Here is a 24,743-nt window from a genome sequence, read left to right as displayed (position 1 = left end):
AAAAATTAATTTGTTGCTTTATTATAATTGATAAATGCGCATCGATATAGCATGTATAACGATAGGTTTAAAGGTATTTTTGTTTGGAAACAAGTTCATTATTTTCAGAAAGGAAGTGCAATCATGATTAGTCAGTCAACGTTATTTTTATTCATACTATTTATTATAGGACTAATTGCTAAAAACCAATCGCTTACTGTAGCTGTTGGTGTGTTATTTTTATTGAAGTTTACGTTTTTAGGAGACAAGGTTTTTCCTTATTTACAAACGAAGGGAATTAACCTCGGTGTGACGGTTATTACAATTGCGGTGCTTGTACCAATTGCGACGGGTGAGATAGGCTTTAAACAACTTGGAGAAGCGGCGAAATCGTATTATGCATGGATTGCCTTAGCTTCAGGGATAGCGGTTGCCTTGTTGGCGAAAGGTGGAGTGCAATTATTAACGACTGACCCTCATATTACAACTGCGCTTGTTTTTGGGACAATTATAGCTGTCGCTTTATTTAATGGGGTCGCTGTAGGTCCATTAATTGGGGCTGGAATTGCCTATGCAGTTATGAGTATTATACAAATGTTTAAATGAGGAATTTTATAGTAATATAAAATTTTTGAATTCTTTCTGTTCACAAAAGTCAGATAATTGTTTATAATAGGATTAGAAACTTTGAAAAGTTACATAACAGCAAAGACTTTACACCAGATAAAATAAAAACAACATAAAACAATTTTATAATGATATTGTTTTATGTTGTTTTTATCATAAAACTCTTCGGAATTAATTTTCCTCACTAACTTGTTGTTCTGAGCGTGAGGATTCGGGGAGACATTCACGCTCATGCTTTCCATGTAAGCAATGGACAATAAGAGGGGAACATCGCAATAAATTTGCATGATCGTGCATTTTGCTTGCCTAAAGAGTGAACGAGCGTTCATAATTTATAAGGGGAGCAAATAGATATAAGGAGCAAGATTGGGAGAATTTTCAGGAAAAGGAGAGAATGTCATGACTGTTATTCGAGGTTTAGAAGGGGTAGTAGCAACAACATCATCTGTGAGCTCTATTATTGATGATACATTAACTTATGTTGGGTATAATATTGATGATTTAGCTGAGAATGCTACATTTGAAGAAGTAGTGTACTTATTATGGCACCGCAAGCTTCCTAACGAAAAAGAACTAGCGGAATTTAGTGAAACTGTGTCTCAATACTATAAAGTTCCAGGTGAGATTTTAACATATTTAAAACAAGTAGATTTAAATATTGCGCACCCGATGTCTGTTTTACGAACTGCAATTTCCATGCTATCATTATATGATGAGAGCGCTGAAATAATGGATGAGAAGTCCAATTATTTGAAAGCGGTTAAATTACAGGCGCAAGTGGGAACTTTAGTTGCGGCTTATGCAAGAATTCGCAAAGGTTTAGAGGTTGTTGAGCCAAGAGAAGATTTATCATTAGCTGCAAACTTCTTGTACATGTTAAATAATCGTGAGCCAAATGAAGTTGAAATTGAGGCTTTTGACAAAGCACTTGTACTTCATGCAGATCATGAGTTAAACGCTTCTACATTTACTGCACGTGTTTGTGTTGCTACGCTGTCGGATGTATATTCTGGTATTACAGCAGCAATCGGTGCGTTAAAAGGTCCTCTTCACGGCGGGGCAAATGAAAATGTAATGAAGATGTTAACTGAAATTGGCGAAGAAGAAAATGTAGAATCATATATTCATAATGCTCTTCAAAATAAAGTGAAAATTATGGGATTTGGCCATCGTGTGTATGAGCATGGTGATCCACGCGCGAAACATTTACGTGAAATGTCTAAGAGATTATGCGTGCTTTTAGGAGAAGAGAAATGGTATAATATGTCTATCAAAATTGAAGACATTGTAACAAAAGAAAAAGGTCTTCCACCAAATGTTGATTTCTATTCAGCTTCTGTATACCATTGTTTAGGAATTGACCATGATTTATTTACACCTATCTTTGCAATTAGCCGTATGTCAGGCTGGTTAGCTCATATTCTAGAACAATATGAAAATAACCGTTTAATCCGTCCGCGTGCTGATTATAATGGACCGACACATCAAGTGTATGTTCCGCTAGCACAACGATAAGCGAAAAACACTATTTTGATAGTGAAAATACGCTTTCAAAAGTCTGACTTTTTTGGGAAGATGTAATGATTAGAATATTTTAATTTGACTAACGGTTTGAACTGAGGGGTTACTCCCTCAGTTTCATACATATGAAATTTCAAACATGGGGGTTATCACATTGACAACAGGTGAAAAAATTACTGTAACTAATGGTGTTATGAATGTACCAAACAATCCGATTATTCCATTTATCGAAGGAGATGGAATTGGTCCTGATATTTGGGCAGCTGCATCTCGCGTACTAGAAGCAGCAGTTGAAAAAGCTTATGATGGTGAGAAAAAGATCGTTTGGAAAGAAGTGCTTGCAGGGGAAAAAGCATTCAACCAAACAGGCGAGTGGTTACCAGAAGAGACATTAAATGAAATTCGTGAGTATTTAATCGCGATTAAAGGTCCGCTTACAACTCCAGTTGGTGGTGGTATTCGTTCTCTAAACGTAGCACTTCGTCAAGAATTAGATTTATATGTATGTCTACGTCCAGTTCGTTACTTTGAAGGTGTTCCTTCACCTGTAAAGCGTCCGGAAGATACTGATATGGTTATTTTCCGTGAAAATACAGAAGACATTTATGCTGGGATTGAATATGCACAAGGATCTCCAGAAGCAGAAAAAGTTCTTGCTTTCTTAAAAGAAGCAATGGGCGTTAATAAAATTCGCTTCCCAGAAACTTCAGGGATTGGTATTAAACCTATTTCAGAAGAAGGGACAAAGCGTCTTGTTCGTGCTGCAATTCAATATGCAATTAACGAAAAACGTTCTTCTGTTACATTAGTTCATAAAGGAAACATAATGAAATTTACAGAAGGTGCTTTCAAAAACTGGGGTTATGAAGTAGCGGAACAAGAATTTGGCGATAAAGTATTTACTTGGGCTGAATATGACCGTATTGTTGAGAAAGATGGTAAGGATGCAGCAAATAAAGCGATGGCAGAAGCGGAATCTGCTGGAAAAATCATCGTAAAAGATTCTATTGCAGATATCTTCTTACAACAAATTTTAACTCGTCCTCGTGAGTTCGATGTTGTTGCAACAATGAACTTAAACGGAGACTATATCTCTGATGCACTTGCTGCACAAGTAGGTGGAATTGGTATTGCACCTGGTGCAAACATTAACTATGTTACTGGACATGCTATTTTTGAAGCTACACATGGTACAGCTCCGAAATATGCAGGTTTAGATAAAGTAAACCCATCTTCTGTTCTTCTTTCAGGTGTATTATTATTAGAACATTTAGGATGGAATGAAGCAGCGAAATTAGTAACAGCTTCAGTTGAGAAAACAATTGCATCAAAAGTAGTAACATATGATTTCGCACGTTTAATGGAAGGTGCAACAGAAGTGAAATGTTCTGAATTTGCTAATGAACTTATTAAAAACATGGATGTAGCGATAATCAAAAACGCATAATTAAAGCGGGGGGTAAATTATGACAATCAAACGCAAAAAGGTTTCAGTCATCGGTGCAGGATTTACAGGAGCAACAACGGCATTCTTATTAGCGCAAAAAGAGCTTGCAGATGTTGTGTTAGTGGACATTCCACAGCTGGAAAATCCAACAAAAGGGAAAGCGTTAGATATGTTAGAAGCGAGCCCAGTACAAGGTTTTGATGCTAACATCATTGGCACATCTGACTACGCGGATACTGCTGATTCTGACGTTGTAGTTATTACAGCAGGTATTGCGCGTAAACCAGGTATGAGCCGTGATGATTTAGTAGCAACAAACTCTAAAATTATGAAAAGTATTACGCGTGATATTGCAAAACATTCACAAAACGCAATTATTGTTGTGTTAACAAATCCAGTTGATGCAATGACATATTCTGTATTTAAAGAGGCTGGGTTCCCGAAAGAGCGTGTTATTGGTCAATCAGGTGTATTAGATACAGCTCGTTTCCGTACATTCATTGCGCAAGAATTAAATCTATCTGTTAAAGATATTACAGGATTTGTTCTTGGAGGACATGGTGATGATATGGTACCTCTTGTACGCTACTCATATGCAGGTGGTATACCGTTAGAAACATTAATTCCGAAAGAGCGTTTAGAAGCAATCGTAGAACGTACACGTAAAGGTGGCGGTGAGATTGTAGGCCTATTAGGAAACGGTAGTGCATATTATGCGCCAGCAGCATCTTTAGTTGAAATGACAGAAGCAATCTTGAAAGATCAACGCCGTGTATTACCAGCTATTGCATACCTTGAAGGTGAGTATGGTTATAGTGACCTTTACTTGGGGGTACCAGTAATTCTAGGTGGTAACGGAATTGAAAAAATTATTGAATTAGAACTTCTTGAAGATGAAAGAGAAGCGTTAGATCGCTCTGTAGAATCTGTACGTAACGTTATGAAAGTTCTTGTTTAATAATTAAATATAGATAGAAAAAGATTCGGGGCCCCGAATCTTTTTCTACTATTTACTGAATTGTTTTTTTAAAATAATATGAAAACGCTATCATTTGTAGGATCCTATAATGAAACTATAGACTTATACTATACATTGCCCTCATCATAGTAATTTTCGGATAAGGTATCGCTTTTAGTAGGATAATAAGGTGAAAAAATCGGAGGGGGTTGTAACATGTTAAAGAAAAAAGTTCAAATTGGTCGTAGAATGGATGAAATTACAGTAGGAGAGAAACTATCTATCACTGAAAAAATTGAGGATAAAGATTTGTTATTGTATTTAGGGTTAACGAATGATGCCAATCCATTATATATTCAGCATGATTACGCATCCCAAACTCCGTATGAAAAGCCGATTGTACCAAGCATTATGCTAACAGGGATGATTACAACGGCGGTTACGAAATATTTGCCAGGTCCAGGTAGTCATATTATTAGGAAGGACCTTACGTTCGTGAAGCCTGTTCACCATTATGAAACGTTACAAATCCACTTTGAAGTTGTGGCTGTTTCTGAGGAGGAACATACAATTGATATGCTTGTATCAGCTTATGATGAACAAGAAGAGAAGGTTGTAAAAGGTTCATTAACAGTAACGCCACCTTTTAAATCTGTCTCTATTATGGAAAAAGCATTAGATAATTTTTAAAACATGAAAATATGAATAGCGCTAGCATCCCTGTATTAAAGAGATGCTAGCGCTATTTTTAGTTGAAGAATCCATCTACGAATCCTTGGGCGAAATCTGAGCAGTTAGTTTTAATTGTATCCCAGTTTGAGATGTTAAAAGTAAGAATACATGTTACCACTAAAGATAAAATAGGTAGTACTAGTCGCATAATAAAACCTCGCTTCTTTTAAATTTATATATGGTGATTTTTAACTTTAATTATCGCATTATTAAATAATGGAAGTCAAATGAAGGAGTGGTTTTTAGAGGAATGAGATGGAAAAGTGAAGACACGATCTTTGAAACGATGAGAGAAGCTGAAGTATGGGCAGATTCGATCGCGAATGAAATGTATGGGAGAGTATTTGATGGATATGAAACATCAGATTATAAAATAGCATATGCTCTTTCGTTTTTCCTAGCGCAAAATCAAGATTTTATAGTTTGTACAGAAGTGAGTTGTAAAAAAGATAGGATGATTTATAAGGTTTGGATAACAACTGGATCACTAAAGTGAAATTGTAATTATTTCGATTTTTCGGAACAACTTTATTATAATTGAGCTTCATGAATAGACAATTTTATTGAGGGGGAACCTGTTTTCTAGTATGATGAGAATAACGGGGAAAATACTAGGGTGAAGAAGGTTTCAAGTCTATAACTTGGAGGAAAAGAATGAACAATCGTATTTTAGTAGTTGATGATGAAGAGTTTATCTTAACTTTAATTGAATTTAATTTACAACAAGCTGGGTTTGAAGTTATAACGGCGATGGATGGAGAAATGGCGCTTCAAAAAGCGACTACAGAACGCCCAGATTTAATTATATTAGATTTAATGCTTCCGAAAATGGATGGTATGGAAGTGTGTAAAGAATTACGATTGCAGCGTGTTATGACGCCGATTCTAATGCTAACAGCAAAAGATGATGAATTTGATAAGGTGCTAGGTCTTGAACTTGGGGCTGATGATTATATGACGAAGCCATTTAGTCCAAGGGAAGTTGTTGCTCGTGTGAAGGCGATTTTGCGTCGTACGAAATTACAACAGGAAGAACAAGTTTCAGAAGCGCCAGATGAAGATAGCATCATGATTGCAGAACTGAAAATTTTACCTGAGTTTTATGAAGCGTACTTCCAAGGGAGAAAGCTGGAGTTAACGCCGAAAGAATTTGAGCTGCTTGTTTATCTTGCGAAAAATAAAAGTCGTGTATTAACTCGTGATCAATTATTAAGTGCTGTATGGAATTATGATTTTGCCGGTGATACAAGGATTGTTGATGTCCATATTAGCCATTTGCGCGATAAAATTGAAAAAAATACGAAAAAACCGACGTACATTAAAACGATACGTGGTTTAGGTTATAAATTAGAGGAGCCAAAAGGGGATGAATAAATTTCGCTCCAGGCTTCTTTTTACATTTGTTTCTCTCATTGTTTTTATTTTAGTTGGACTAGGTGTGTTATTAGAAACTGTATTTGAAAATTACTATATAGATCATGCTAAAGAGAGAATGGTAAAAGAGACGCAGTATGTTGCGTTATTAGCAGAAGAGCAAGGGTTTGATGCTGTTTTAAAAAAGCCGTATGTATTTGAAAAGTTAGAAGAACAAATACCAGCTTCTATTCTATTTGTTGATGAAAAAAAGAAGGTTCAATATAGCAGTGGGCAACAATCTGCATTTAGTCAAGAGACGATTAAAGAACTTTCTTCCGAAACAGCAAACCAAAGAAATAAAGTCATTACGAAAAAAACAGATCAAAAGAATGCATTTTATCATGCGGTGTTCGTTCAGGATGTAGCAGGGAAACAAGGATATATTTTGGTGAAAAGTACGATTGAACCTTTGAGGGACATTCACCAAAAAACGTGGGGATTATTAATTATCGGATTTGTCATCGCTTGTCTCGTAGTTGTATTCCTTGGTATGAAAATTACAGGGCAATATATTAGGCCGATTGAATCGGTTACGAAAGTTGCGATTGAATTAGCGAAGGGGAATTATAAAGCGCGTGCATATGAAAGTCATTCAGATGAAACTGGAATGCTGAGTAAAGCGATTAATATTTTAGCTCGTAATTTACAAGAGATGACACTCGAACAAGAAATGCAACAAGATCGTTTGCACACATTAATTGAAAATATGGGAAGCGGAATGATTTTAATTGATAGCCGTGGATATATAAACCTTGTAAACCGTTCTTATAAGGAAACTTTCCACGTAACTGATGAAGAATATTTAAATCGTTTATATTATGAATCGTTTCACCATACGGAAATTATTGAACTTGTGGAAGAAATTTTTATGACGGAAGTGAAAGTGCGTAAACAAATGTTATTGCCGCTTGGCATTGAGCGAAAGCATTTCGAAGTATATGGAGCGCCAATTATTGGGACGAACCATGAATGGAAGGGAATTGTTCTCGTATTCCATGACATTACTGAGCTAAAGAAATTAGAACAAATGAGAAAAGACTTTTTAGCGAATGTTTCTCATGAATTGAAGACACCGATTACTTCTATTAAAGGTTTTTCAGAAACGCTCTTGGATGGAGCGATGGATAACAAAAGATTTTGTGAACATTTCTTACATATTATTCTAAAAGAAAGTGAACGCATGCAAGGATTAATTGAGGATTTATTAGATTTGTCAAAGATCGAGCAACAAGGATTTAAGTTGAATATGGGTACGGTTGATATGAAGGGGCTTCTTGAAGACATTCACATGGTGCTTGATAATAAAGCAGGAGAAAAAGAAATCTCTTTACAAGTGAATGTATTGAAACGAGTTTCTGTTATTGGAGATCCTAGCCGCTTAAAACAAATCTTTATTAATTTAATTAATAATGCAATCGTATATACGCCAGCTGGAGGCGTTGTTTCTGTTGAATTAGCAGAAGATAAATATAATGCTTATATAAAAGTATCGGATACTGGAATTGGTATTAGTAAAGAAGAAATCCCTCGTATTTTTGAACGTTTTTATCGAGTAGATAAAGCGAGAAGTAGAAATACAGGTGGAACAGGTCTTGGCTTGTCCATTGTTAAACATTTAGTGGAAGCACATCAAGGTACGATTACAGTGGATAGTGAGGTTGGAGAAGGAACAACATTTACAGTTGTTTTACCAAAATCGGCAACTGTAAAATAGGGCGAAGGATGTTTACAATATATTAACAATTGCTTAATTAAATATTAATAAAGTTCTGTTAATATAATACATGAAAACCCCTTCATCCAAGGAGTAATTTTGGACGAGAGTAGTTATGCTATTCTCGTCACTTCCCTTTATGCCAATATAAGTCTGTTTATATATAATAGAAAAAACCGTTATTTTTCTTCTCTCTATTAGTCATGTTAATATAGAGAGAGGAAAGGAACGGTTTTTTTTCTGTGGAAAAATCGTTTCAAATTTGTATGGGGAGGTTTGCAGTTTGGAAAAAAAAGTCGTATTAGTAGATGGTAATAATATCGCGTATCGTGCTTTCTTTGCACTACCGCTTTTAAATAACGACAAGGGTATACATACGAACGCAATTTATGGTTTTACGATGATGTTAATGAGAATATTAGAGGAAGAAAAACCGACGCATATGCTTGTAGCATTTGATGCGGGAAAAACAACATTCCGTCATAAAACATATAGTGATTATAAGGGAGGGCGTCAAAAGACTCCACCTGAACTATCGGAGCAATTCCCGTTTATTCGTGAACTACTTGATGCATTTAATGTTCCGCGTTATGAGTTAGAAAATTATGAAGCGGATGACATTATGGGGACGTTAGCGAAAGAAGCAAGTGAGCAAGGGTTTCATGTTAAAGTTATTTCAGGAGATAAAGATTTACTTCAACTTGTTTCAGATAATACACTCGTATGTATTCCTCGCAAAGGGATTACGGAAGTAGATGAATATACGAAAGAAGCTTTATTTGAGAAATATAGCTTGTCACCAAAACAAATTATCGATATGAAAGGTTTAATGGGAGACCAATCAGATAACATTCCTGGCGTACCAGGTGTTGGTGAAAAAACTGCGATTAAATTGTTAACACAATTTGAAACAGTAGAAGCTGTATATGAAAACTTAGATCAAGTAAGTGGCAAGAAATTAAAAGAAAAGTTAGAAGCAAATAAAGAACAAGCTCTTATGAGTAAAGATTTGGCGACTATTATTACGGATGCACCCATTACTGTGCATGTAGATGATATGGAATATAAAGGATACGAAGCAAGTGATGTTATTCCGATGTTCGAGAATTTAGGATTTACATCTCTTTTAAATAAGTTAGGTGTTACGCCAGAAGAAACAGCTCCTGCTGAACTAGATGATATTTCATTTGATATTGCCGAAGAAGTTACAGAAGAAATGCTCGGGCAAGATAGCGCGATTATTGTGGAAGTGCAAGAAGATAATTACCATAAAGCTGATATTCAGGGTTTTGGTATTCAAAATGAAAATGGTTGTTACTTTATTCCGACAGACGTCGCTCTTAAATCAGATGCTTTCAAAGAGTGGCTAGCGAATGGAGAAATGAGGAAACATACATTTGATGCGAAGCGTGCTATCGTTGCTCTCAACTGGAAAGGTGTAGATATTCAAGGGATTGACTTTGATTTATTAATTGCTGCTTATTTACTTGATCCAGCTGATACAGATAAAGATTTTCGTACTGTAGCAAAAATGAAAGAAACACATGCGGTAAAGTCTGATGAAGAAGTATACGGTAAAGGTGCGAAGCGTGCTGTCCCAGAACAAGAGGTAGTAGCTGAGCATGTTGCCCGTAAAGTACATGTATTATATGATGTGAAGCAAACATTCGAGGAAGAATTAGAAAAGAACGAGCAATATGAACTGTTTACCGAATTAGAATTACCGCTTGCTCGAGTATTAGCTGATATGGAAGTAAAAGGTGTGAAAGTTGATACGGAGCGTCTTCGTAATATGGGAGAAGAGCTAGCTGGCAGACTGAAGGAAATGGAACAAGAGATTTATGAGCTTGCAGGAACAGAGTTTAATATTAATTCACCGAAGCAGCTTGGAGTTATCCTGTTTGAGAACTTAAACTTACCTGTTATTAAAAAGACGAAAACAGGTTATTCTACGTCTGCTGATGTACTAGACAAGCTTATGGATCATCATGCAATCATTCCGAATATTTTACACTATCGTCAATTAGGGAAACTAAATTCAACATACATTGAAGGTTTATTAAAAGTTGTACATGAAGATTCATCTAAAATTCATACTCGTTTTAATCAAGTGTTAACGCAAACAGGGCGATTAAGTTCAACAGATCCGAACTTACAAAATATCCCGATTCGATTAGAAGAAGGTAGAAAGATTCGTCAGGCATTCGTTCCATCAGAAGAAGGATGGGTTATGTATGCGGCCGATTATTCACAAATTGAGCTTCGTGTGCTTGCTCACATTGCAAATGATCCAGGATTAGTTGAAGCCTTCAAACATGATATGGATATTCATACGAAAACAGCTATGGACGTATTCGGCGTTGGAAAAGATGAAGTGACATCTAATATGAGACGACAAGCAAAAGCTGTAAACTTTGGTATTGTGTACGGTATTAGTGATTACGGACTTTCGCAAAACTTGGGGATTACTCGAAAAGCGGCAGGAGAATTTATTGAAAAGTATTTAGAAAGCTTCCCTGGCGTAAAAGAATATATGGATGACATTGTAAAAGATGCGAAGCAAAAAGGATATGTTTCAACGCTATTAAATCGTCGTCGTTACATTCCAGAAATTACGAGCCGTAATTTTAATTTGCGTAGCTTTGCAGAGCGTACTGCAATGAATACACCAATTCAAGGTAGTGCGGCGGATATTATTAAAAAGGCTATGATTATTATGGTGGATCGTTTAGAAGAAGAAGGATTAGAAGCGCGTCTACTTCTGCAAGTACACGATGAATTGATCTTTGAAGCACCAAAAGAAGAAGTGGAAAAATTAGAGAAGCTTGTACCAGAAGTAATGGAGCATGCAATTGAGTTGGCAGTTCCATTAAAAGTTGATTATTCTTACGGCTCAACTTGGTACGACGCGAAATAAGGAAGTGATAAAATGCCTGAATTACCAGAGGTTGAAAACGTTAGACGGACACTTGAAAATCTTGTAACGGGAAAAGTAATTGAAGATGTAATTGTCACTTATCCAAAAATAGTGAAACGACCGGACGATGCAGAAATCTTTAAAGAAATGCTGAGAGGCGAGACGATTGAAAATATAAAACGAAGAGGTAAGTTTTTACTTTTATATGTAACGAACTATGTAATTGTTTCACATTTGCGTATGGAAGGTAAGTTTTTACTTCATCAAGAGGATGAGCCAATCGATAAACATACACATGTGCGTTTCTTATTTACAGATGGAACTGAATTGCATTATAAAGATGTGAGAAAGTTTGGTACGATGCATCTCTTTAAGAAAGGTGAAGAATTTGCTCAAATGCCTCTTGCAGATTTAGGGCCAGAACCATTTGATGCTGAATTGACACCGCAGTACTTAAGGGAAAGACTACAAAAGACAAATCGTAAAATAAAAGTTGTATTATTAGATCAGCGTCTTTTGGTGGGGCTTGGAAACATATATGTAGATGAAGTGTTGTTCCGTTCTAAAATTCATCCGGAGCGAGAAGCGGCATCTTTAACAGAAGATGAAATAGAAAGAATTTATGAAGCGACTGTTACGACATTAGGAGAAGCTGTTAAACGCGGAGGAAGTACAATTAGAACGTATATTAATTCGCAAGGTCAAATCGGTTCGTTCCAAGAGCTTCTGAATGTTTATGGAAAAAAAGGAGAACCGTGTGTAACTTGTGGCACGATATTAGAAAAAACAGTGGTTGGTGGAAGAGGAACGCATTACTGCCCAACTTGCCAGCCTAGAATATAGAAAAGAGATAACATCGGATAGGCATTTGTCATATACATACAGCAGAGCTATGTATAAGGGAGGAGCTTACCGATGTACCTTTATTTATCTCTTATTTTATTAGCTTTTACATTAAGCTTAGATAGCTGTAGTGTAGGGCTGACATACGGGTTAAGAAGCGTAAGAATTCCGCTAAGATCCATTATAATTATCGGGATCTGTTCAGCAGCTGTCATGCTCGTTTCCATGGGAATTGGACATATGATTGCGAAAATATTTTCACCTGTTATCGCAACGCGTATCGGTGGGCTTGTTCTTATTGGAATAGGTATTTGGGTGCTATATCAGTTTTTTCGGGGCGATAAAAAAGAAGAACCGAAGCAAGAAGAGAAAGTTTGGAAGTTAGAAATTGCTTCGTTAGGGCTAGTCGTTCAAATTTTGCGAAAACCGACTGTTGCGGATTTTGATAAATCAGGAATCATCTCTGCAGGAGAAGCGCTACTTCTCGGTATTGCTCTTTCTGTGGATTCGTTTGGTGCTGGAATTGGTGCATCTTTATTAGGGTATGCACCTGCGATGATGGCGACGATAGTTGCGGTTATGAGTTCTTTATTTTTATTTATTGGAATGAAGCTCGGTACGGTTTTATCGAATATGAAATGGTTACAAAAATTTACATTCCTGCCTGGGGTTTTACTCATTATTATTGGAATTTGGAAAATGTAAGTATGGGCGTGGAACATTAGTTTCGCGCCTATTATTATGAGGAGGATTATTATGACAGTTGTAGTTGGATTAACAGGAGGCATTGCGAGTGGGAAAAGTACAGTATCACAAATGTTTCGTGAAATAAATATACCAGTCATTGATGCCGATATTATTGCGCGAGAAGTTGTAGAACGTGGAAAACCAGCATATAACAAAATTGTAGAAGTTTTTGGAACGGAAGTGTTACAAAAAGATGGAGAACTTGATCGACCGAAGCTTGGAAGTGTTGTTTTTTATAATGAAGAAAAACGATTGCAGTTAAACAAAATTGTTCATCCTGCGGTGCGTGAAGAAATGAATGAACAAAAGGAGATGTACATAAAAGAAGGTATGCAAGCGGTGGTGTTAGATATCCCTCTTTTGTTTGAAAGTAAATTAACAAATCTCGTTGATCGAGTATTAGTTGTAGCGGTTACGCCGAATACGCAATTAGAACGTTTAATGAAACGGAATGATTTTTCAGAAAAAGAAGCAACGGCACGTATTCAATCTCAAATGCCACTAGAAGAAAAGGTAAAGATGGCGGATGAAGTAATTTATAATGATGGCACAATTGTTGAAACGAAAACACAATTAGCTGCTATTTTGAAAGAATGGAACATTATTGATTAAAAAATTGTGAAATTAATGAAAATGCTTAGTGACATATCTCCTTTTTGTGTTATACTATTATTGGGATTGGAGATAAATAGTATAACGCATTCAAGGGGGATAACATATTATGACTCGTGTGGCAATTAATGGATTTGGACGTATTGGGAGAATGGTATTTCGTCAAGCAATAAAAGAAAGCGCATTCGAAATTGTAGCAATCAATGCAAGCTATCCATCCGAAACGTTAGCACATTTAATTAAATATGATACAGTTCATGGTAAGTTTGACGGAACAGTAGAAGCATTTGAAGATCACCTACTAGTTGATGGGAAAATGATTCGCCTTTTAAACAACCGCGATCCAAAGGAATTGCCTTGGAAAGATCTAGGTGTTGAAGTTGTAATTGAAGCAACTGGTAAATTTAATTCGAAAGAACAAGCAATTCTTCATGTTGAGGCTGGAGCGAAAAAAGTTATTTTAACAGCGCCTGGTAAAAATGAAGATGTAACAATTGTAGTTGGTGTGAACGATGACCAATTAGATATTACAAAACATACTGTTATTTCAAATGCATCTTGTACAACAAACTGTTTAGCGCCTGTTGTAAAGGTGTTAGATGAGCAGTTCGGAATTGAAAACGGTTTAATGACAACTGTTCATGCTTATACAAATGACCAAAAAAATATTGATAATCCACATAAAGATTTAAGAAGAGCACGTGCTTGCGGACAGTCTATCATTCCGACAACGACGGGTGCTGCGAAAGCGCTAGCAAAAGTTCTTCCACACTTAAACGGAAAACTTCATGGTATGGCACTTCGTGTACCAACACCAAACGTGTCTCTAGTTGACCTAGTAGTAGACGTAAAACGTGATGTGACAGTTGAAGATATTAATGAAGCGTTCAAAACTGTTGCAAACGGTGCATTAAAAGGAATTGTAGAATTCAGCGAAGAGCCTTTAGTGTCTATCGACTTTAATACAAATACACACTCAGCTATTATTGATGGTTTATCTACAATGGTAATGGGTGATCGTAAAGTGAAAGTGCTTGCTTGGTATGATAACGAGTGGGGCTACTCTCGTCGTGTTGTAGATCTTGTAACGTTAGTTGTTAATGAATTAGCGAAACAAGAAAATGTTCAACACATTTAAGTGAAATAAAGGGAGGGCAAGTAAATATTTGCCTTCTTTTTTATTTTTTTCTGAAAAGGGAAAAAATTATATGAGTATATTTTCAAAAAGTGGACATACCAAAAACCATTGGGATTACTGCATTTGTGAATGGTTTATTTTTTTTAGGGAAAAGTAAAGAGGAAAATATGACAGAAAATCGAAAAAACTGTTGTTGCAAAATGAAAATAAACAAAGTATACTAACACTCGTAAACTTAAGAGCTGAGGTACGTAGTCACTACTTAAAGGGTTAGGACCTCTCTGGACTAACTTTCCCCCGTGGTAGTGGAGCAAGCCAAATTGCAAATTAGTTTTCAATTCGAACAGTTAGATTAAATTTACAAGGGGGAACTGTAGAATGGATACTATGGATACGATGGGTCGTCACGTGATCGCTGAACTTTGGGATTGCGATTTCGACAAGCTTAATGACATGCCGTATATTGAACAATTATTTGTGGATGCAGCACTAAGAGCTGGTGCTGAAGTACGTGAGGTTGCTTTTCATAAATTTGCACCACAAGGTGTAAGTGGAGTAGTAATTATTTCGGAATCACATTTAACAATTCATAGCTTTCCGGAGCACGGTTACGCAAGTATTGATGTTTATACTTGTGGGGATCGTATTGATCCAAATGTTGCTGCAGAATATATTGCAGAAGGTTTAAACGCGAAAACGCGTGAGAGCATCGAGCTTCCTCGAGGCACTGGTAGCTTCGAAATTAAGCAGAGAGAAACAAAAGCTCTTTAAAAAAGAACATAATTGATTTAAAATGTAAAGAGGTGTATAATGCACCTCTTTTTTAGTTTATATAAAATAAGATCATGATATGTATTAACTTAGAGTGGTCAGTGTAGAAGAATGAGTTATATAATATTGTATATATATTTTCACGTGTAGATGAATCGTAAAAAATAAAGAGTATATTGTAAAGGAGTGAATGAATTGCGTTGTCCATCCTGTTTTCATAATGGCACAAGAGTGTTAGATTCGCGTCCGGTAGACGAGGGGCGCTCTATTCGAAGAAGGAGAGAGTGTGAGAGTTGTTTAAGTCGCTTTACGACATTTGAAAGGGTAGAAGAATCACCTCTTATCGTTGTTAAAAAAGAAGGAACACGAGAAGAGTTTAATAAAGAGAAGATTTTACGCGGTTTAATTAAAGCGTGTGAAAAAAGACCTGTATCTTTAAGGCAGTTAGAGGAAGTAACGCAAAGTGTAGAGCGTGAACTTCGTAACTTAGGTATATCAGAAGTGAAAAGTGATATGATTGGTGAAATTGTTATGGAAGAACTTCGCGATATCGATGATGTTGCTTACGTACGTTTTGCTTCTGTATATCGTCAATTTAAAGATTTAAATGTATTTATTGAAGAATTAAAAGATATACTGCAAAAAGAGAGAGAGTAGAAGGTGTAATCCATTCTCTTTATATACTGTAAGTAAACGAGATAAGAGAGCTAGAAGCGGAAGCTAATAGCTCTTTTTCGCTAAGAAATTATATAATGAAGATAGAACGAATGAAATATAGGTTAGATTGGATGAGAGAAAGGAAAGCAAGAATGGAAAAACAGTCATGGATGGAGCTATTGCCGATTGATCGTTATAAAGTAAGTGCGAAAGGGTTGCTACATAATTACGACCGGAAAGTGTTAACGATGTTGTATCAGCCGTTAGTAGGTAGTAGAGCTTTTAGCTTATACATGACGCTATGGGGAGAGTTAGAGCAAGATCGTGTGTTTGGAAAAGAGAATACACATCACTCCCTTATGGTGACCATGCAAATGCAACTTCCTGAAATATATGGGGAACGAGTAAAGTTAGAGGCGATTGGGCTTTTAAATGTATATATTAAGAAAGAAAAAGATATTCGAATGTTTATATATGAATTGCAACCACCTTTATCTCCGAAGCAGTTTTTTGATGATATTGTTTTAAGTATCTTTTTATACAATCGATTGAGTCGGACAAAATACAACCAAGTAAAGCAATATTTCTTAGAAGAAGAATTCGATTTTGCTTCTTATGAAAATGTTACGCGCTCCTTCAATGATGTATTTGATTCATTTAACCCAGGTCAGTTTGAGTATGCGCAAGAAGAACTTCGTATCCCGAAAACGACAACTATGCCAAGTAATGAGAATGGGGATGCTCCGAAAGTTTGGAATGATTTCTTTGATTTCTCTTTATTTGTAGAAGGATTATCAGCGCTTGTTCCTAAAAAGGCGATTACAGATCAAGTGCGAGAATGTGTCATTACACTCTCTTATGTGTACGGTGTGGATGTGTTATCGATGCAAAATATCGTTCTTGGCGCAGTGACAGAGATGCAAACAATTGATATTGAAAGGCTTCGAAAGGGAGCACGCGATTGGTATCAATTCGAAAATGGTCAAGCATTACCTGTATTAAGTGAAAGGGTGCAACCTCATGCTGCTCGTACAATGAAAGAGAAAGAGCCATCTACGCAAGAAGAGATGCTAATGAAGCAGTTAGAGGAAATCTCGCCAAAACAACTATTGAAGGAGATTTCGGGCGGTGCAGAGGCGACGAAGGCGGACTTGCAAATTGTCGAGGATGTAATGATAAACCAAAAATTAACGCCAGGGGTTGTGAATGTACTTATTTATTACGTTATGCTACGCTCAGATATGAAGCTTGCTAAAACGTATGTTGAGAAGATTGCTGGGCATTGGGCGCGAAAAAAGGTTGGTACAGTAGGCGAAGCAATGGCGCTAGCAAAAGAAGAGAATCGTCAATATCAAGAGTGGGCTGAGACGAAGAAGAAAGGCCGTACGACCAAGAAAACGGTGCGTAAAGAAATGGTACCTGATTGGCTTAAAGAAGAGCCGAAAGAACAAGCGAAAGAAACTGTGAAAAATGACTTGAGTGTGGAAAAAAATGCAAGTACGTTAGAAGATGAACGAAAACGATTAGAAGAAGTATTGAAAAAATATAAGCGTGATTAATAGAAGAGAATGAACGCTCTTTGAGGTGAGGAAATGGAGCATATTCAAAATTCGTTTGCGAAATTAATGGAGAATGAAAACTTTAAGAATAGATATGAAGTCTTAAAGGCAGAAGTGATGGCGCACCCTCGTGTGAAAGAATTTATAGACGAACATAAAGGTGAAGTAACGACTTCGATGATTGAACGAAGTCTTGTGAAGTTATATGAATATATTGGGCAAAGTGTAGGGTGCGCTGATTGTCCAGATTTAGGGTCATGTAAAAATATGCTGCAAGGATATGAGCCGAAGCTTGTCATCCAAGGTAAGATGATTGATATTCAATATGATCGCTGCGTAAGAAAAGTAGCATATGATGAGAGAAAGAAACATGAAAAACTTGTTCAAAGTGTGTATATGCCAAATGATATTTTACAGGCGTCTATGGAAAACTTAGACCCTTCAGATTTAGATGCGCGTATTGATGCAATTGGTGCAGCGAATGAATTTTTACGTGCATATGAACCAGGGAAAAAAGTGCAGGGCTTATATCTGTACGGTAAATTTGGTGTAGGGAAAACATATCTTTTAGGGGCGATTGCAAATGAGCTTGCTCTTAGGAAAATAAGTTCAATGATCGTATACTTCCCAGAATTTTTACGTGAAATTAAAAGCTCGATTCAAGATAATACGATTGGTGAAAAGATTGATGCGGTAAAACGCGTACAAGTATTAATGTTAGATGATATCGGAGCGGAAGCAATGTCAAGTTTTGTGCGTGATGATGTTCTTGGTGCAATCTTGCAATTCCGTATGTTAGAAAACTTACCGACGTTCTTTACGTCTAACTTTGATTTCAAACAGTTAGAACATCATTTAACGTATACACAGCGTGGTGAAGCAGAAGAGATGAAAGCGGCCCGTATTATGGAACGAATTCAATATTTAGCGAAGCCCATTTCTATTGGTGGAAAGAACCGTCGTCATAAGTAAAGAGCAAGCTGAGAAGCTTGCTCTTTTTTATTATAGTGTTATTTTCTTTTCAAATATGAGCTCGAAATATTCAGGTTGTCCGGAACTACCGATTGCAGGGGCGAAAATCTGCACGAACCTCCATCCGTCTCTAGCATGTTCTTGAATAATTTTTTGATAATCTTCAGCTGGTTTCGAGCGGGTAAAACCCCAGGTTAATTCGATTTTCACAAACTTATATTCAAATATTTATATACCCCTTTTTATTAATGGGTAAATTATACAATAAAAAAATTAAATTGGCTTGTATCATTTTTTTCTCTCTCCTTTAATATATATGAAATTAGCAAGTTGTATCGAGTGGGTTGTCTAAGGGTAGAAGATTGTTTCTGCTGAGAGACTTTGCCACGGATCGGACTCTTATAGGGTTTTTAAATCCTTTAGAGCGGGGATAAAAGGGGGGACAAAAGTGATTGAAATTTGCTTCGAAGAAAAAAATGATGCTGTGCACGTATACAGACAACTAACGAAAAAAATGGAATCCTTATACAAGGAAACAAGTGTATATTTAAATGAACAAAAGGTTGTTATTCATATGCCATTATGTGAATCGAATTATATTGAAAAGATTTTATTGCCAGTATTACTATATTTCATTATGAATGTGAAACAAAATGAATGGATTCATACCATTTTAAAGGAAAAGTTTTTTTATGAAGAACAAGAAGAGTGTCATCAAATATTGCATATGGCACATGAGATTTTAAAGGAAAGAAGAAAAGGGGTAGCTAGTGATTTAACGCGTCATAAATTTGAATCTTATATTGCGTCGTCTTTAAATGATTGGCTTTGTGATCCGCTCTCATTTTCATTTTCATCATACGTTCGTTTTCGTCTTCGTACATATAGGGAAATGGTAGATCGGCTTGCTGAAGTTGCAATTGATGAGTATAAGATGGAGCAGGAATATCAAATGTTCATTGAGACACTTCGCCAACAAGTAAGGAGCCGGAAATCGCGTTTGTCCTGTGTGCATCTTATTTTTGATGAAAGTTTTATTTTCTATGATGATAAAGGTAGACGTTTAAAGCAGGAGAAATTGGTTCAATATATAGATGAAGAATTATTAAAGCAAAAGGATGTATATATCGATACGAAAGTAATTGCACCACTTCTTTCCATTTCGCCGAAAAAGATTTATTTATATACGAAAGAACAAGATCATAATATGATTATTACTTTGCGAAATGTATTTCAAGAACGAGTACAACTACATGGATTACATGAATTTGAGCGCAACGTGAAAAATTTAAAAAATAAGGGTAACGCCCTTGATTTTCTAAGTTTTTGAGCATATAATTACCTACATAAATGAAATATATCGAAATGTTATGATGAGGACATGAGTAGTTTTCTACGATTTTCAGAGAGGGAAGCCTTAGGGTGTGAGCTTCCTAGTACGGGATTATTACTTACCACCTCTAAACTTTAGCAGTGAACCTTTTTCTAGTAATTGCTAACGGACAACACCGTTATGTTGAACTTGAGCAATTAACAATAAAGTTAATTGGAACAAGGGTGGAACCACGAATTCAACACTCGTCCCTTTTTATGGGATGAGTGTTTTTTATTTTGAAAAAAAGAGGAGTGACCAGTGATGGCAGATGTAGTTAAAATTACTTTCCCTGATGGAGCTGTGAAGGAGTTTCCAAAAGGAGTAACAACTGAAGAAATCGCAGCTTCTATTAGCCCAGGCTTAAAGAAAAAAGCTGTGGCTGGAAAGTTAAATGATGAGATGATCGATCTTTCTACACCAATTGAAGAAGATGGTGCAGTTTCTATCATTACATTAGATTCTGAAGATGGCTTATATATTTTACGCCACTCAACAGCCCACCTTTTAGCGCAAGCGTTAAAACGTTTATATAAAGATGTTAAGCTTGGTATCGGTCCAGTAATCGAAAATGGCTTCTACTACGATATCGATATGGAAGAAGCAATTACAGTTGAAGATTTCAAGAAAATCGAAAAAGAAATGCAAAAAATTGTGAACGAGAACTTAGAAATCGTTCGTCATGAAGTACCACGTGCAGAAGCACTTCGTCGTTACGAAGAAGTTGGCGATGAGTTAAAATTAGATTTAATTAACGATCTTCCAGAAGATGCAGTTATTTCAATTTACGAGCAAGGCGAATTCTTCGACCTTTGCCGTGGTGTTCACCTTCCATCTACAGGAAAGATTAAAGTATTTAAATTATTAAGCGTTGCAGGTGCTTACTGGCGCGGCGATAGCAATAATAAAATGTTACAACGTATTTACGGTACTGCATTCGTTAAGAAAGCAGAATTAGATGAGCACTTACGTATGCTTGAAGAAGCAAAAGAGCGCGATCACCGTAAATTAGGTAAAGAATTAAAACTATTTACTAATAGCCAAAAAGTAGGACAAGGTTTACCACTTTGGTTACCAAAAGGTGCAACAATCCGCCGCATTATTGAGCGTTACATCGTTGATAAAGAAGCAAGCTTAGGATATGACCACGTATACACTCCAGTACTAGGAAGCAGAGAGCTTTATGAAACTTCTGGTCACTGGAACCACTATCGTGATGGCATGTTCCCATCAATGGAAATGGATAATGAAGAATTAGTTCTTCGCCCAATGAACTGTCCTCACCATATGATGGTTTATAAAAATGATATTCATAGCTACCGTGAACTACCAATCCGTATTGCGGAACTTGGAACAATGCACCGTTATGAAATGTCTGGAGCATTATCTGGATTACAACGTGTACGCGGGATGACTTTAAATGATGCACACATTTTCGTTCGCCCAGACCAAATTAAAGAAGAATTAAAACGCGTTGTAAACTTAACTTTAGAAGTATACAAAGATTTCGGCTTAGAAAATTATTCATTCCGTCTATCTTATCGTGACCCAGCAGATACTAAAAAGTATTATGCTGATGATGAGATGTGGGAAAAAGCACAAGGTATGTTAAAAGAAGCTATGGATGAAATGGGTCTTGAGTACTATGAGGCTGAAGGTGAAGCAGCGTTCTATGGTCCGAAACTTGACGTTCAAGTTCGTACTGCACTTGGAAAAGACGAAACACTTTCAACTGTACAATTAGACTTCTTACTTCCAGAACGCTTTGAATTAACTTACGTAGGTGAAGATGGTAAACAACATCGCCCAGTTGTAATTCACCGTGGTGTTGTATCAACTATGGAACGCTTCGTTGCCTTCTTAATTGAAGAATACAAAGGTGCATTCCCAACTTGGTTAGCTCCAGTTCAGGCGCAAGTAATTCCAGTTTCTCCGCAAGTACATTTAGACTACGCGAAGAAAGTACAAGAAGACCTGCAACGTGCTGGTATCCGTGTTGAAGTAGATACTCGTGAAGAGAAAATTGGTTACAAAATCCGTGAAGCACAAATGCAAAAGATCCCGTACATGCTTGTAGTAGGTGACAATGAAGTGACTGAAAATGGCGTAAACGTACGTAAATATGGTGAACAAAAATCAGAAACAATCGCATTAGATGCGTTTGTTGACATGATTAAAGTAGAAGGAAAACGATAAGAAAGAGCCGCGGTATACCGCGGCTTTCTTATGTATTATAAATAAGAAAATCTAGAAAAAATAACCAAACAATACTTATCATAAAAAAGTATTGCAAGTATGCTAGTTGTTTGTTACAATATTTCTTGTTGTTAGTAAAATACATCGCGTCTTCTTGACAGACGTCATGTCCTATGATAAACTCATCAAGGATAATAGAATATGGTTTTGGAACAAGTAGAAGCACCCGCTTCTCACCTGATGGACGCATTCGCAGTTAGCAGGTAAATGTATTTCTTACTAAAGATATTACAAGTGTGGGTGCCGTATGCCCGCACTTTTTTTGTTCGGGTTCTACAATTACAAAACGTATTCTAAGAAAACCTTGGAGGTGGCTTACTATTAGCAAGGATATGATGATTAACGAGCAAATTCGTGCACGTGAAGTACGCTTAGTTGGCGCGAACGGCGATCAACTTGGAATCAAGTCTCGTAATGACGCTTTAGACTTAGCTGCAAATCTTAATCTTGATTTAGTATTGGTTGCTCCAAATGCGAAACCGCCAGTATGCCGCATTATGGACTACGGTAAATTCCGCTTTGAGCAACAAAAGAAAGAAAAAGAACAGCGCAAAAATCAAAAAGTAATTAGCATGAAAGAAGTTCGTTTAAGTCCAACAATTGATGAACACGACTTTAACACAAAACTTCGTAATGCTATCAAGTTTTTAGAGAAAGGCGACAAGGTTAAAGCGTCAATTCGCTTTAAAGGACGTGCCATTACTCATAAAGAAATCGGTCAACGTGTTTTAGATCGCTTCTCAGAAGCTTGTGCTGAAGTTAGTACAATTGAATCTAAGCCTAAAATGGAAGGACGTAGTATGTTCTTAGTTTTAGCACCGAAAAACGATAAGTAATAGATAGAGGAGGAAATACCTATGCCTAAACAAAAAACTCATCGCGGCGCTGCAAAGCGTTTCAAAAAGACTGGATCTGGTAAACTGAAGCGTTCTCACGCTTACACAAGCCACTTATTCGCTAACAAATCTACAAAAGCTAAACGTAAATTACGTAAAGCTGGTGTAGTAAGCGCTGGTGACTTCAAACGCATTCGTCAAATGCTTGACAACTTAAAATAAGTTCGGCTGATATATAGAACAAATAGGAGGTAATATTATGCCAAGAGTAAAAGGTGGTACAGTTACTCGTCAACGTCGTAAAAAAGTTATAAAATTAGCAAAAGGTTACTACGGTTCTAAGAGCACATTATTTAAGGTTGCTAACCAACAGGTTATGAAATCTCTAATGTATGCATTCCGTGACCGTCGTCAAAAGAAACGTGACTTCCGTAAATTATGGATTACACGTATCAACGCAGCAGCTCGTATGAATGGTCTTTCTTACAGCCGCTTAATGCACGGTTTAAAAAATGCTGGCATCGAAGTTAACCGCAAGATGCTTGCTGACTTAGCTGTTCATGACGAAAAAGCTTTCGCTGAATTAGCAACAGTTGCAAAAAACAACATTAACTAATTGTTTAAAACCTTAGAAGATTTTTCTTCTAAGGTTTTTTATTTGTATTCATTATAATTATTCAATAATTTATAAAATTCCCTACGTGATATCGTCACAGTTGAGTGCGTTATTTCGCGCCTCAGTATATTAGTATGTGCTTGTAAGGACTTTTGGAAAGATAACGAAGAGGTGTTTACATGAAAGCAGGAAAGATCTACGGGCGTGTCGTTATCGATATGACAAAATCAATATAAAAGTTATAGCAATATAGAAGAATATACATATGAAGTCAGAGGAATCCTCCTGACTTTTTTATTTGCACTCATTCGTGAGGAAGTGTACCTTTCCTAGCAGAAACGACACTGCTATAATGGAAAGATGATATGGAACTTTCATCAGATGAATAATCTATGAATGATGATTGAAACGTATTTGCAAATTAAGGACAAGCTATCTTTATAAAGATGTAGGTAGCTGACTTGTTAATAAGAAACGAAAAATAATAATGAACTTTGAGATGAAACAACATTGTTGCGGAAAATGCGATGTTGGAGGAGGACAATAGAATGGACTTACTACAACTATTTAAATTACAAAAAGAATTAGACGATCGTATTGTGAAAGAGCATGACTTACAACCGAAGAAATTGTTAAAAGAAAAAATGTTAGCTCTTCTTGTAGAAATTGGAGAACTTGCAAATGAAACACGTTGTTTTAAATATTGGAGCAATAAACCAGCATCAGAACGTGAAGTAATATTAGAAGAATACGTAGATGGCCTACATTTTATTTTATCAATCGGAATCGATTTAGGAATTGATAAAAACTTCTTATTCTATAAATGTGCGCAAACGAATAAAACACAAGTAGAAATTTTCTTAGACACATATGCGAAAGTAATTCGTTTTACAGATCAACCTTCTATTACGAACTATATTGAATTATTTACAAGCTATCTTCGCCTTGGACAAGCACTTGAATTTGAACAAGAAGAAATTGAAAAAGCATACTTAGATAAAAATGAAGTAAATCATCAGCGTCAAACACAAGGATACTAAGTTATTTTTTGAA

At 36.3% G+C, this 24,743-nt stretch carries 24 protein-coding genes and 2 other annotated features; of the genes, 23 read left to right on the top strand and 1 reads right to left on the bottom strand.

The annotated features are described in order from the left end of the window. Positions 1 to 123 precede the first annotated feature (123 nt). The 17 genes from ACTFQM_RS17795 to dnaI all read left to right on the top strand — a co-directional run bounded on the left by ACTFQM_RS17795 (position 124) and on the right by dnaI (position 18,610). Positions 124 to 585, top strand: coding sequence for a DUF441 domain-containing protein (locus tag ACTFQM_RS17795; RefSeq protein WP_002173718.1), 462 nt, complete (start codon positions 124 to 126; stop codon positions 583 to 585). A gap of 387 nt (positions 586 to 972) precedes the next feature. After that, entirely contained in the window at positions 973 to 2,121 is a 1,149-nt protein-coding gene (citZ, locus tag ACTFQM_RS17790; protein WP_440035426.1) for a citrate synthase, read from the top strand. Between the two features lie 160 nt (positions 2,122 to 2,281). Continuing rightward, positions 2,282 to 3,574 (top strand): NADP-dependent isocitrate dehydrogenase, encoded by a 1,293-nt coding sequence (icd, locus tag ACTFQM_RS17785; RefSeq protein WP_002173716.1) that lies wholly within the window; start codon positions 2,282 to 2,284, stop codon positions 3,572 to 3,574. A 19-nt stretch (positions 3,575 to 3,593) separates the two neighbouring features. Continuing rightward, positions 3,594 to 4,532 carry a malate dehydrogenase gene (gene mdh / locus ACTFQM_RS17780; RefSeq protein ID WP_440035425.1) on the top strand — a complete coding sequence of 313 codons (939 nt, stop codon included), beginning with the start codon at positions 3,594 to 3,596 and terminating at the stop codon, positions 4,530 to 4,532. A gap of 216 nt (positions 4,533 to 4,748) precedes the next feature. Beyond that, entirely contained in the window at positions 4,749 to 5,222 is a 474-nt protein-coding gene (locus ACTFQM_RS17775; protein WP_002173714.1) for a MaoC/PaaZ C-terminal domain-containing protein, read from the top strand. 292 nt (positions 5,223 to 5,514) lie between these two features. After that, a complete protein-coding gene (locus tag ACTFQM_RS17770; RefSeq protein ID WP_327902209.1) occupies positions 5,515 to 5,760 on the top strand; it encodes a hypothetical protein in 246 nt (81 codons plus the stop codon). Between the two features lie 158 nt (positions 5,761 to 5,918). Then, positions 5,919 to 6,638, top strand: a complete 720-nt coding sequence (phoP, locus tag ACTFQM_RS17765; protein ID WP_071718474.1) for a two-component system response regulator PhoP — start codon at positions 5,919 to 5,921, stop codon at positions 6,636 to 6,638. Then, positions 6,631 to 8,394 carry a sensory box histidine kinase PhoR gene (phoR, locus tag ACTFQM_RS17760; protein WP_440035423.1) on the top strand — a complete coding sequence of 588 codons (1,764 nt, stop codon included), beginning with the start codon at positions 6,631 to 6,633 and terminating at the stop codon, positions 8,392 to 8,394. The genes phoP and phoR overlap by 8 nt, the downstream gene beginning before the upstream one ends. Positions 8,395 to 8,677: 283 nt before the next feature. Next, positions 8,678 to 11,311 carry a DNA polymerase I gene (gene polA, locus ACTFQM_RS17755; protein WP_440035422.1) on the top strand — a complete coding sequence of 878 codons (2,634 nt, stop codon included), beginning with the start codon at positions 8,678 to 8,680 and terminating at the stop codon, positions 11,309 to 11,311. Positions 11,312 to 11,323: 12 nt separating this feature from the next. Next, positions 11,324 to 12,154 (top strand): DNA-formamidopyrimidine glycosylase, encoded by an 831-nt coding sequence (mutM, locus tag ACTFQM_RS17750; protein ID WP_002173708.1) that lies wholly within the window; start codon positions 11,324 to 11,326, stop codon positions 12,152 to 12,154. A 72-nt stretch (positions 12,155 to 12,226) separates the two neighbouring features. Then, a complete protein-coding gene (gene ytaF, locus ACTFQM_RS17745) occupies positions 12,227 to 12,859 on the top strand; it encodes a sporulation membrane protein YtaF (protein ID WP_025147562.1) in 633 nt (210 codons plus the stop codon). A 51-nt stretch (positions 12,860 to 12,910) separates the two neighbouring features. Further along, the gene (gene coaE, locus ACTFQM_RS17740) at positions 12,911 to 13,513 is read left to right on the top strand and encodes a dephospho-CoA kinase (RefSeq protein ID WP_025147561.1); all 603 of its coding nucleotides are present in this window, start codon (positions 12,911 to 12,913) and stop codon (positions 13,511 to 13,513) included. Between the two features lie 109 nt (positions 13,514 to 13,622). Further along, positions 13,623 to 14,651 (top strand): glyceraldehyde-3-phosphate dehydrogenase, encoded by a 1,029-nt coding sequence (locus ACTFQM_RS17735; RefSeq protein ID WP_427349340.1) that lies wholly within the window; start codon positions 13,623 to 13,625, stop codon positions 14,649 to 14,651. 387 nt (positions 14,652 to 15,038) lie between these two features. Beyond that, entirely contained in the window at positions 15,039 to 15,422 is a 384-nt protein-coding gene (speD, locus tag ACTFQM_RS17730) for an adenosylmethionine decarboxylase (protein ID WP_002003660.1), read from the top strand. A gap of 195 nt (positions 15,423 to 15,617) precedes the next feature. Then, positions 15,618 to 16,079, top strand: a complete 462-nt coding sequence (gene nrdR / locus ACTFQM_RS17725; protein ID WP_001203686.1) for a transcriptional regulator NrdR — start codon at positions 15,618 to 15,620, stop codon at positions 16,077 to 16,079. Between the two features lie 152 nt (positions 16,080 to 16,231). Next, a complete protein-coding gene (locus ACTFQM_RS17720; protein WP_440035822.1) occupies positions 16,232 to 17,638 on the top strand; it encodes a replication initiation and membrane attachment family protein in 1,407 nt (468 codons plus the stop codon). A gap of 33 nt (positions 17,639 to 17,671) precedes the next feature. Next, positions 17,672 to 18,610 (top strand): primosomal protein DnaI, encoded by a 939-nt coding sequence (gene dnaI, locus ACTFQM_RS17715; protein WP_002173703.1) that lies wholly within the window; start codon positions 17,672 to 17,674, stop codon positions 18,608 to 18,610. A 30-nt stretch (positions 18,611 to 18,640) separates the two neighbouring features. On the opposite strand, the gene ACTFQM_RS17710 is transcribed toward dnaI, so the two are convergent. After that, positions 18,641 to 18,838, bottom strand: coding sequence for a DUF4177 domain-containing protein (locus ACTFQM_RS17710; RefSeq protein WP_440035819.1), 198 nt, complete (start codon positions 18,836 to 18,838; stop codon positions 18,641 to 18,643). 220 nt (positions 18,839 to 19,058) lie between these two features. Between ACTFQM_RS17710 and ytxC the strand changes: the two genes are divergently transcribed. The 6 genes from ytxC to ACTFQM_RS17680 all read left to right on the top strand — a co-directional run bounded on the left by ytxC (position 19,059) and on the right by ACTFQM_RS17680 (position 24,730). Further along, positions 19,059 to 19,940: a putative sporulation protein YtxC gene (gene ytxC, locus ACTFQM_RS17705; RefSeq protein ID WP_002173702.1), complete on the top strand. Its 882-nt coding sequence runs from the start codon at positions 19,059 to 19,061 to the stop codon at positions 19,938 to 19,940. A 31-nt stretch (positions 19,941 to 19,971) separates the two neighbouring features. Further along, positions 19,972 to 20,199, top strand: a binding site (T-box leader). A gap of 47 nt (positions 20,200 to 20,246) precedes the next feature. Then, the gene (gene thrS, locus ACTFQM_RS17700; RefSeq protein ID WP_048372894.1) at positions 20,247 to 22,178 is read left to right on the top strand and encodes a threonine--tRNA ligase; all 1,932 of its coding nucleotides are present in this window, start codon (positions 20,247 to 20,249) and stop codon (positions 22,176 to 22,178) included. Between the two features lie 208 nt (positions 22,179 to 22,386). Beyond that, positions 22,387 to 22,507, top strand: a sequence feature (ribosomal protein L20 leader region). A gap of 63 nt (positions 22,508 to 22,570) precedes the next feature. Then, entirely contained in the window at positions 22,571 to 23,074 is a 504-nt protein-coding gene (gene infC, locus ACTFQM_RS17695; protein ID WP_000973214.1) for a translation initiation factor IF-3, read from the top strand. A gap of 21 nt (positions 23,075 to 23,095) precedes the next feature. Beyond that, positions 23,096 to 23,296, top strand: a complete 201-nt coding sequence (gene rpmI, locus ACTFQM_RS17690; protein WP_001125945.1) for a 50S ribosomal protein L35 — start codon at positions 23,096 to 23,098, stop codon at positions 23,294 to 23,296. 37 nt (positions 23,297 to 23,333) lie between these two features. Continuing rightward, positions 23,334 to 23,690 (top strand): 50S ribosomal protein L20, encoded by a 357-nt coding sequence (gene rplT, locus ACTFQM_RS17685; RefSeq protein ID WP_001138364.1) that lies wholly within the window; start codon positions 23,334 to 23,336, stop codon positions 23,688 to 23,690. A gap of 548 nt (positions 23,691 to 24,238) precedes the next feature. Continuing rightward, positions 24,239 to 24,730, top strand: coding sequence for a dUTP diphosphatase (locus ACTFQM_RS17680; protein WP_000365057.1), 492 nt, complete (start codon positions 24,239 to 24,241; stop codon positions 24,728 to 24,730). Positions 24,731 to 24,743 lie beyond the last annotated feature (13 nt).

The sequence above is a fragment of the Bacillus cereus group sp. MYBK30-2 genome (genome assembly GCF_051915945.1).
Lineage (GTDB): Bacteria > Bacillota > Bacilli > Bacillales > Bacillaceae_G > Bacillus_A > Bacillus_A paramycoides.
The sequence above is the reverse complement of the archived record's forward strand: the minus strand, read 5'-3'. Positions and strand labels throughout refer to the sequence as shown.

What these genes read in the sequence shown, in the direction of transcription:
- ACTFQM_RS17680 (WP_000365057.1), top strand. Translation starts at nt 24,239, where the DNA reads ATGGACTTACTACAACTATTTAAATTACAAAAAGAATTAGACGATCGT.
- coaE (WP_025147561.1), top strand. Translation starts at nt 12,911, where the DNA reads ATGACAGTTGTAGTTGGATTAACAGGAGGCATTGCGAGTGGGAAAAGT.
- phoP (WP_071718474.1), top strand. Translation starts at nt 5,919, where the DNA reads ATGAACAATCGTATTTTAGTAGTTGATGATGAAGAGTTTATCTTAACT.
- rpmI (WP_001125945.1), top strand. Translation starts at nt 23,096, where the DNA reads ATGCCTAAACAAAAAACTCATCGCGGCGCTGCAAAGCGTTTCAAAAAG.
- ACTFQM_RS17775 (WP_002173714.1), top strand. Translation starts at nt 4,749, where the DNA reads ATGTTAAAGAAAAAAGTTCAAATTGGTCGTAGAATGGATGAAATTACA.
- rplT (WP_001138364.1), top strand. Translation starts at nt 23,334, where the DNA reads ATGCCAAGAGTAAAAGGTGGTACAGTTACTCGTCAACGTCGTAAAAAA.
- mutM (WP_002173708.1), top strand. Translation starts at nt 11,324, where the DNA reads ATGCCTGAATTACCAGAGGTTGAAAACGTTAGACGGACACTTGAAAAT.
- ACTFQM_RS17720 (WP_440035822.1), top strand. Translation starts at nt 16,232, where the DNA reads ATGGAAAAACAGTCATGGATGGAGCTATTGCCGATTGATCGTTATAAA.
- ACTFQM_RS17795 (WP_002173718.1), top strand. Translation starts at nt 124, where the DNA reads ATGATTAGTCAGTCAACGTTATTTTTATTCATACTATTTATTATAGGA.
- ACTFQM_RS17770 (WP_327902209.1), top strand. Translation starts at nt 5,515, where the DNA reads ATGAGATGGAAAAGTGAAGACACGATCTTTGAAACGATGAGAGAAGCT.
- infC (WP_000973214.1), top strand. Translation starts at nt 22,571, where the DNA reads ATGATGATTAACGAGCAAATTCGTGCACGTGAAGTACGCTTAGTTGGC.
- ACTFQM_RS17735 (WP_427349340.1), top strand. Translation starts at nt 13,623, where the DNA reads ATGACTCGTGTGGCAATTAATGGATTTGGACGTATTGGGAGAATGGTA.
- speD (WP_002003660.1), top strand. Translation starts at nt 15,039, where the DNA reads ATGGATACGATGGGTCGTCACGTGATCGCTGAACTTTGGGATTGCGAT.
- dnaI (WP_002173703.1), top strand. Translation starts at nt 17,672, where the DNA reads ATGGAGCATATTCAAAATTCGTTTGCGAAATTAATGGAGAATGAAAAC.
- phoR (WP_440035423.1), top strand. Translation starts at nt 6,631, where the DNA reads ATGAATAAATTTCGCTCCAGGCTTCTTTTTACATTTGTTTCTCTCATT.
- ytaF (WP_025147562.1), top strand. Translation starts at nt 12,227, where the DNA reads ATGTACCTTTATTTATCTCTTATTTTATTAGCTTTTACATTAAGCTTA.
- mdh (WP_440035425.1), top strand. Translation starts at nt 3,594, where the DNA reads ATGACAATCAAACGCAAAAAGGTTTCAGTCATCGGTGCAGGATTTACA.
- thrS (WP_048372894.1), top strand. Translation starts at nt 20,247, where the DNA reads ATGGCAGATGTAGTTAAAATTACTTTCCCTGATGGAGCTGTGAAGGAG.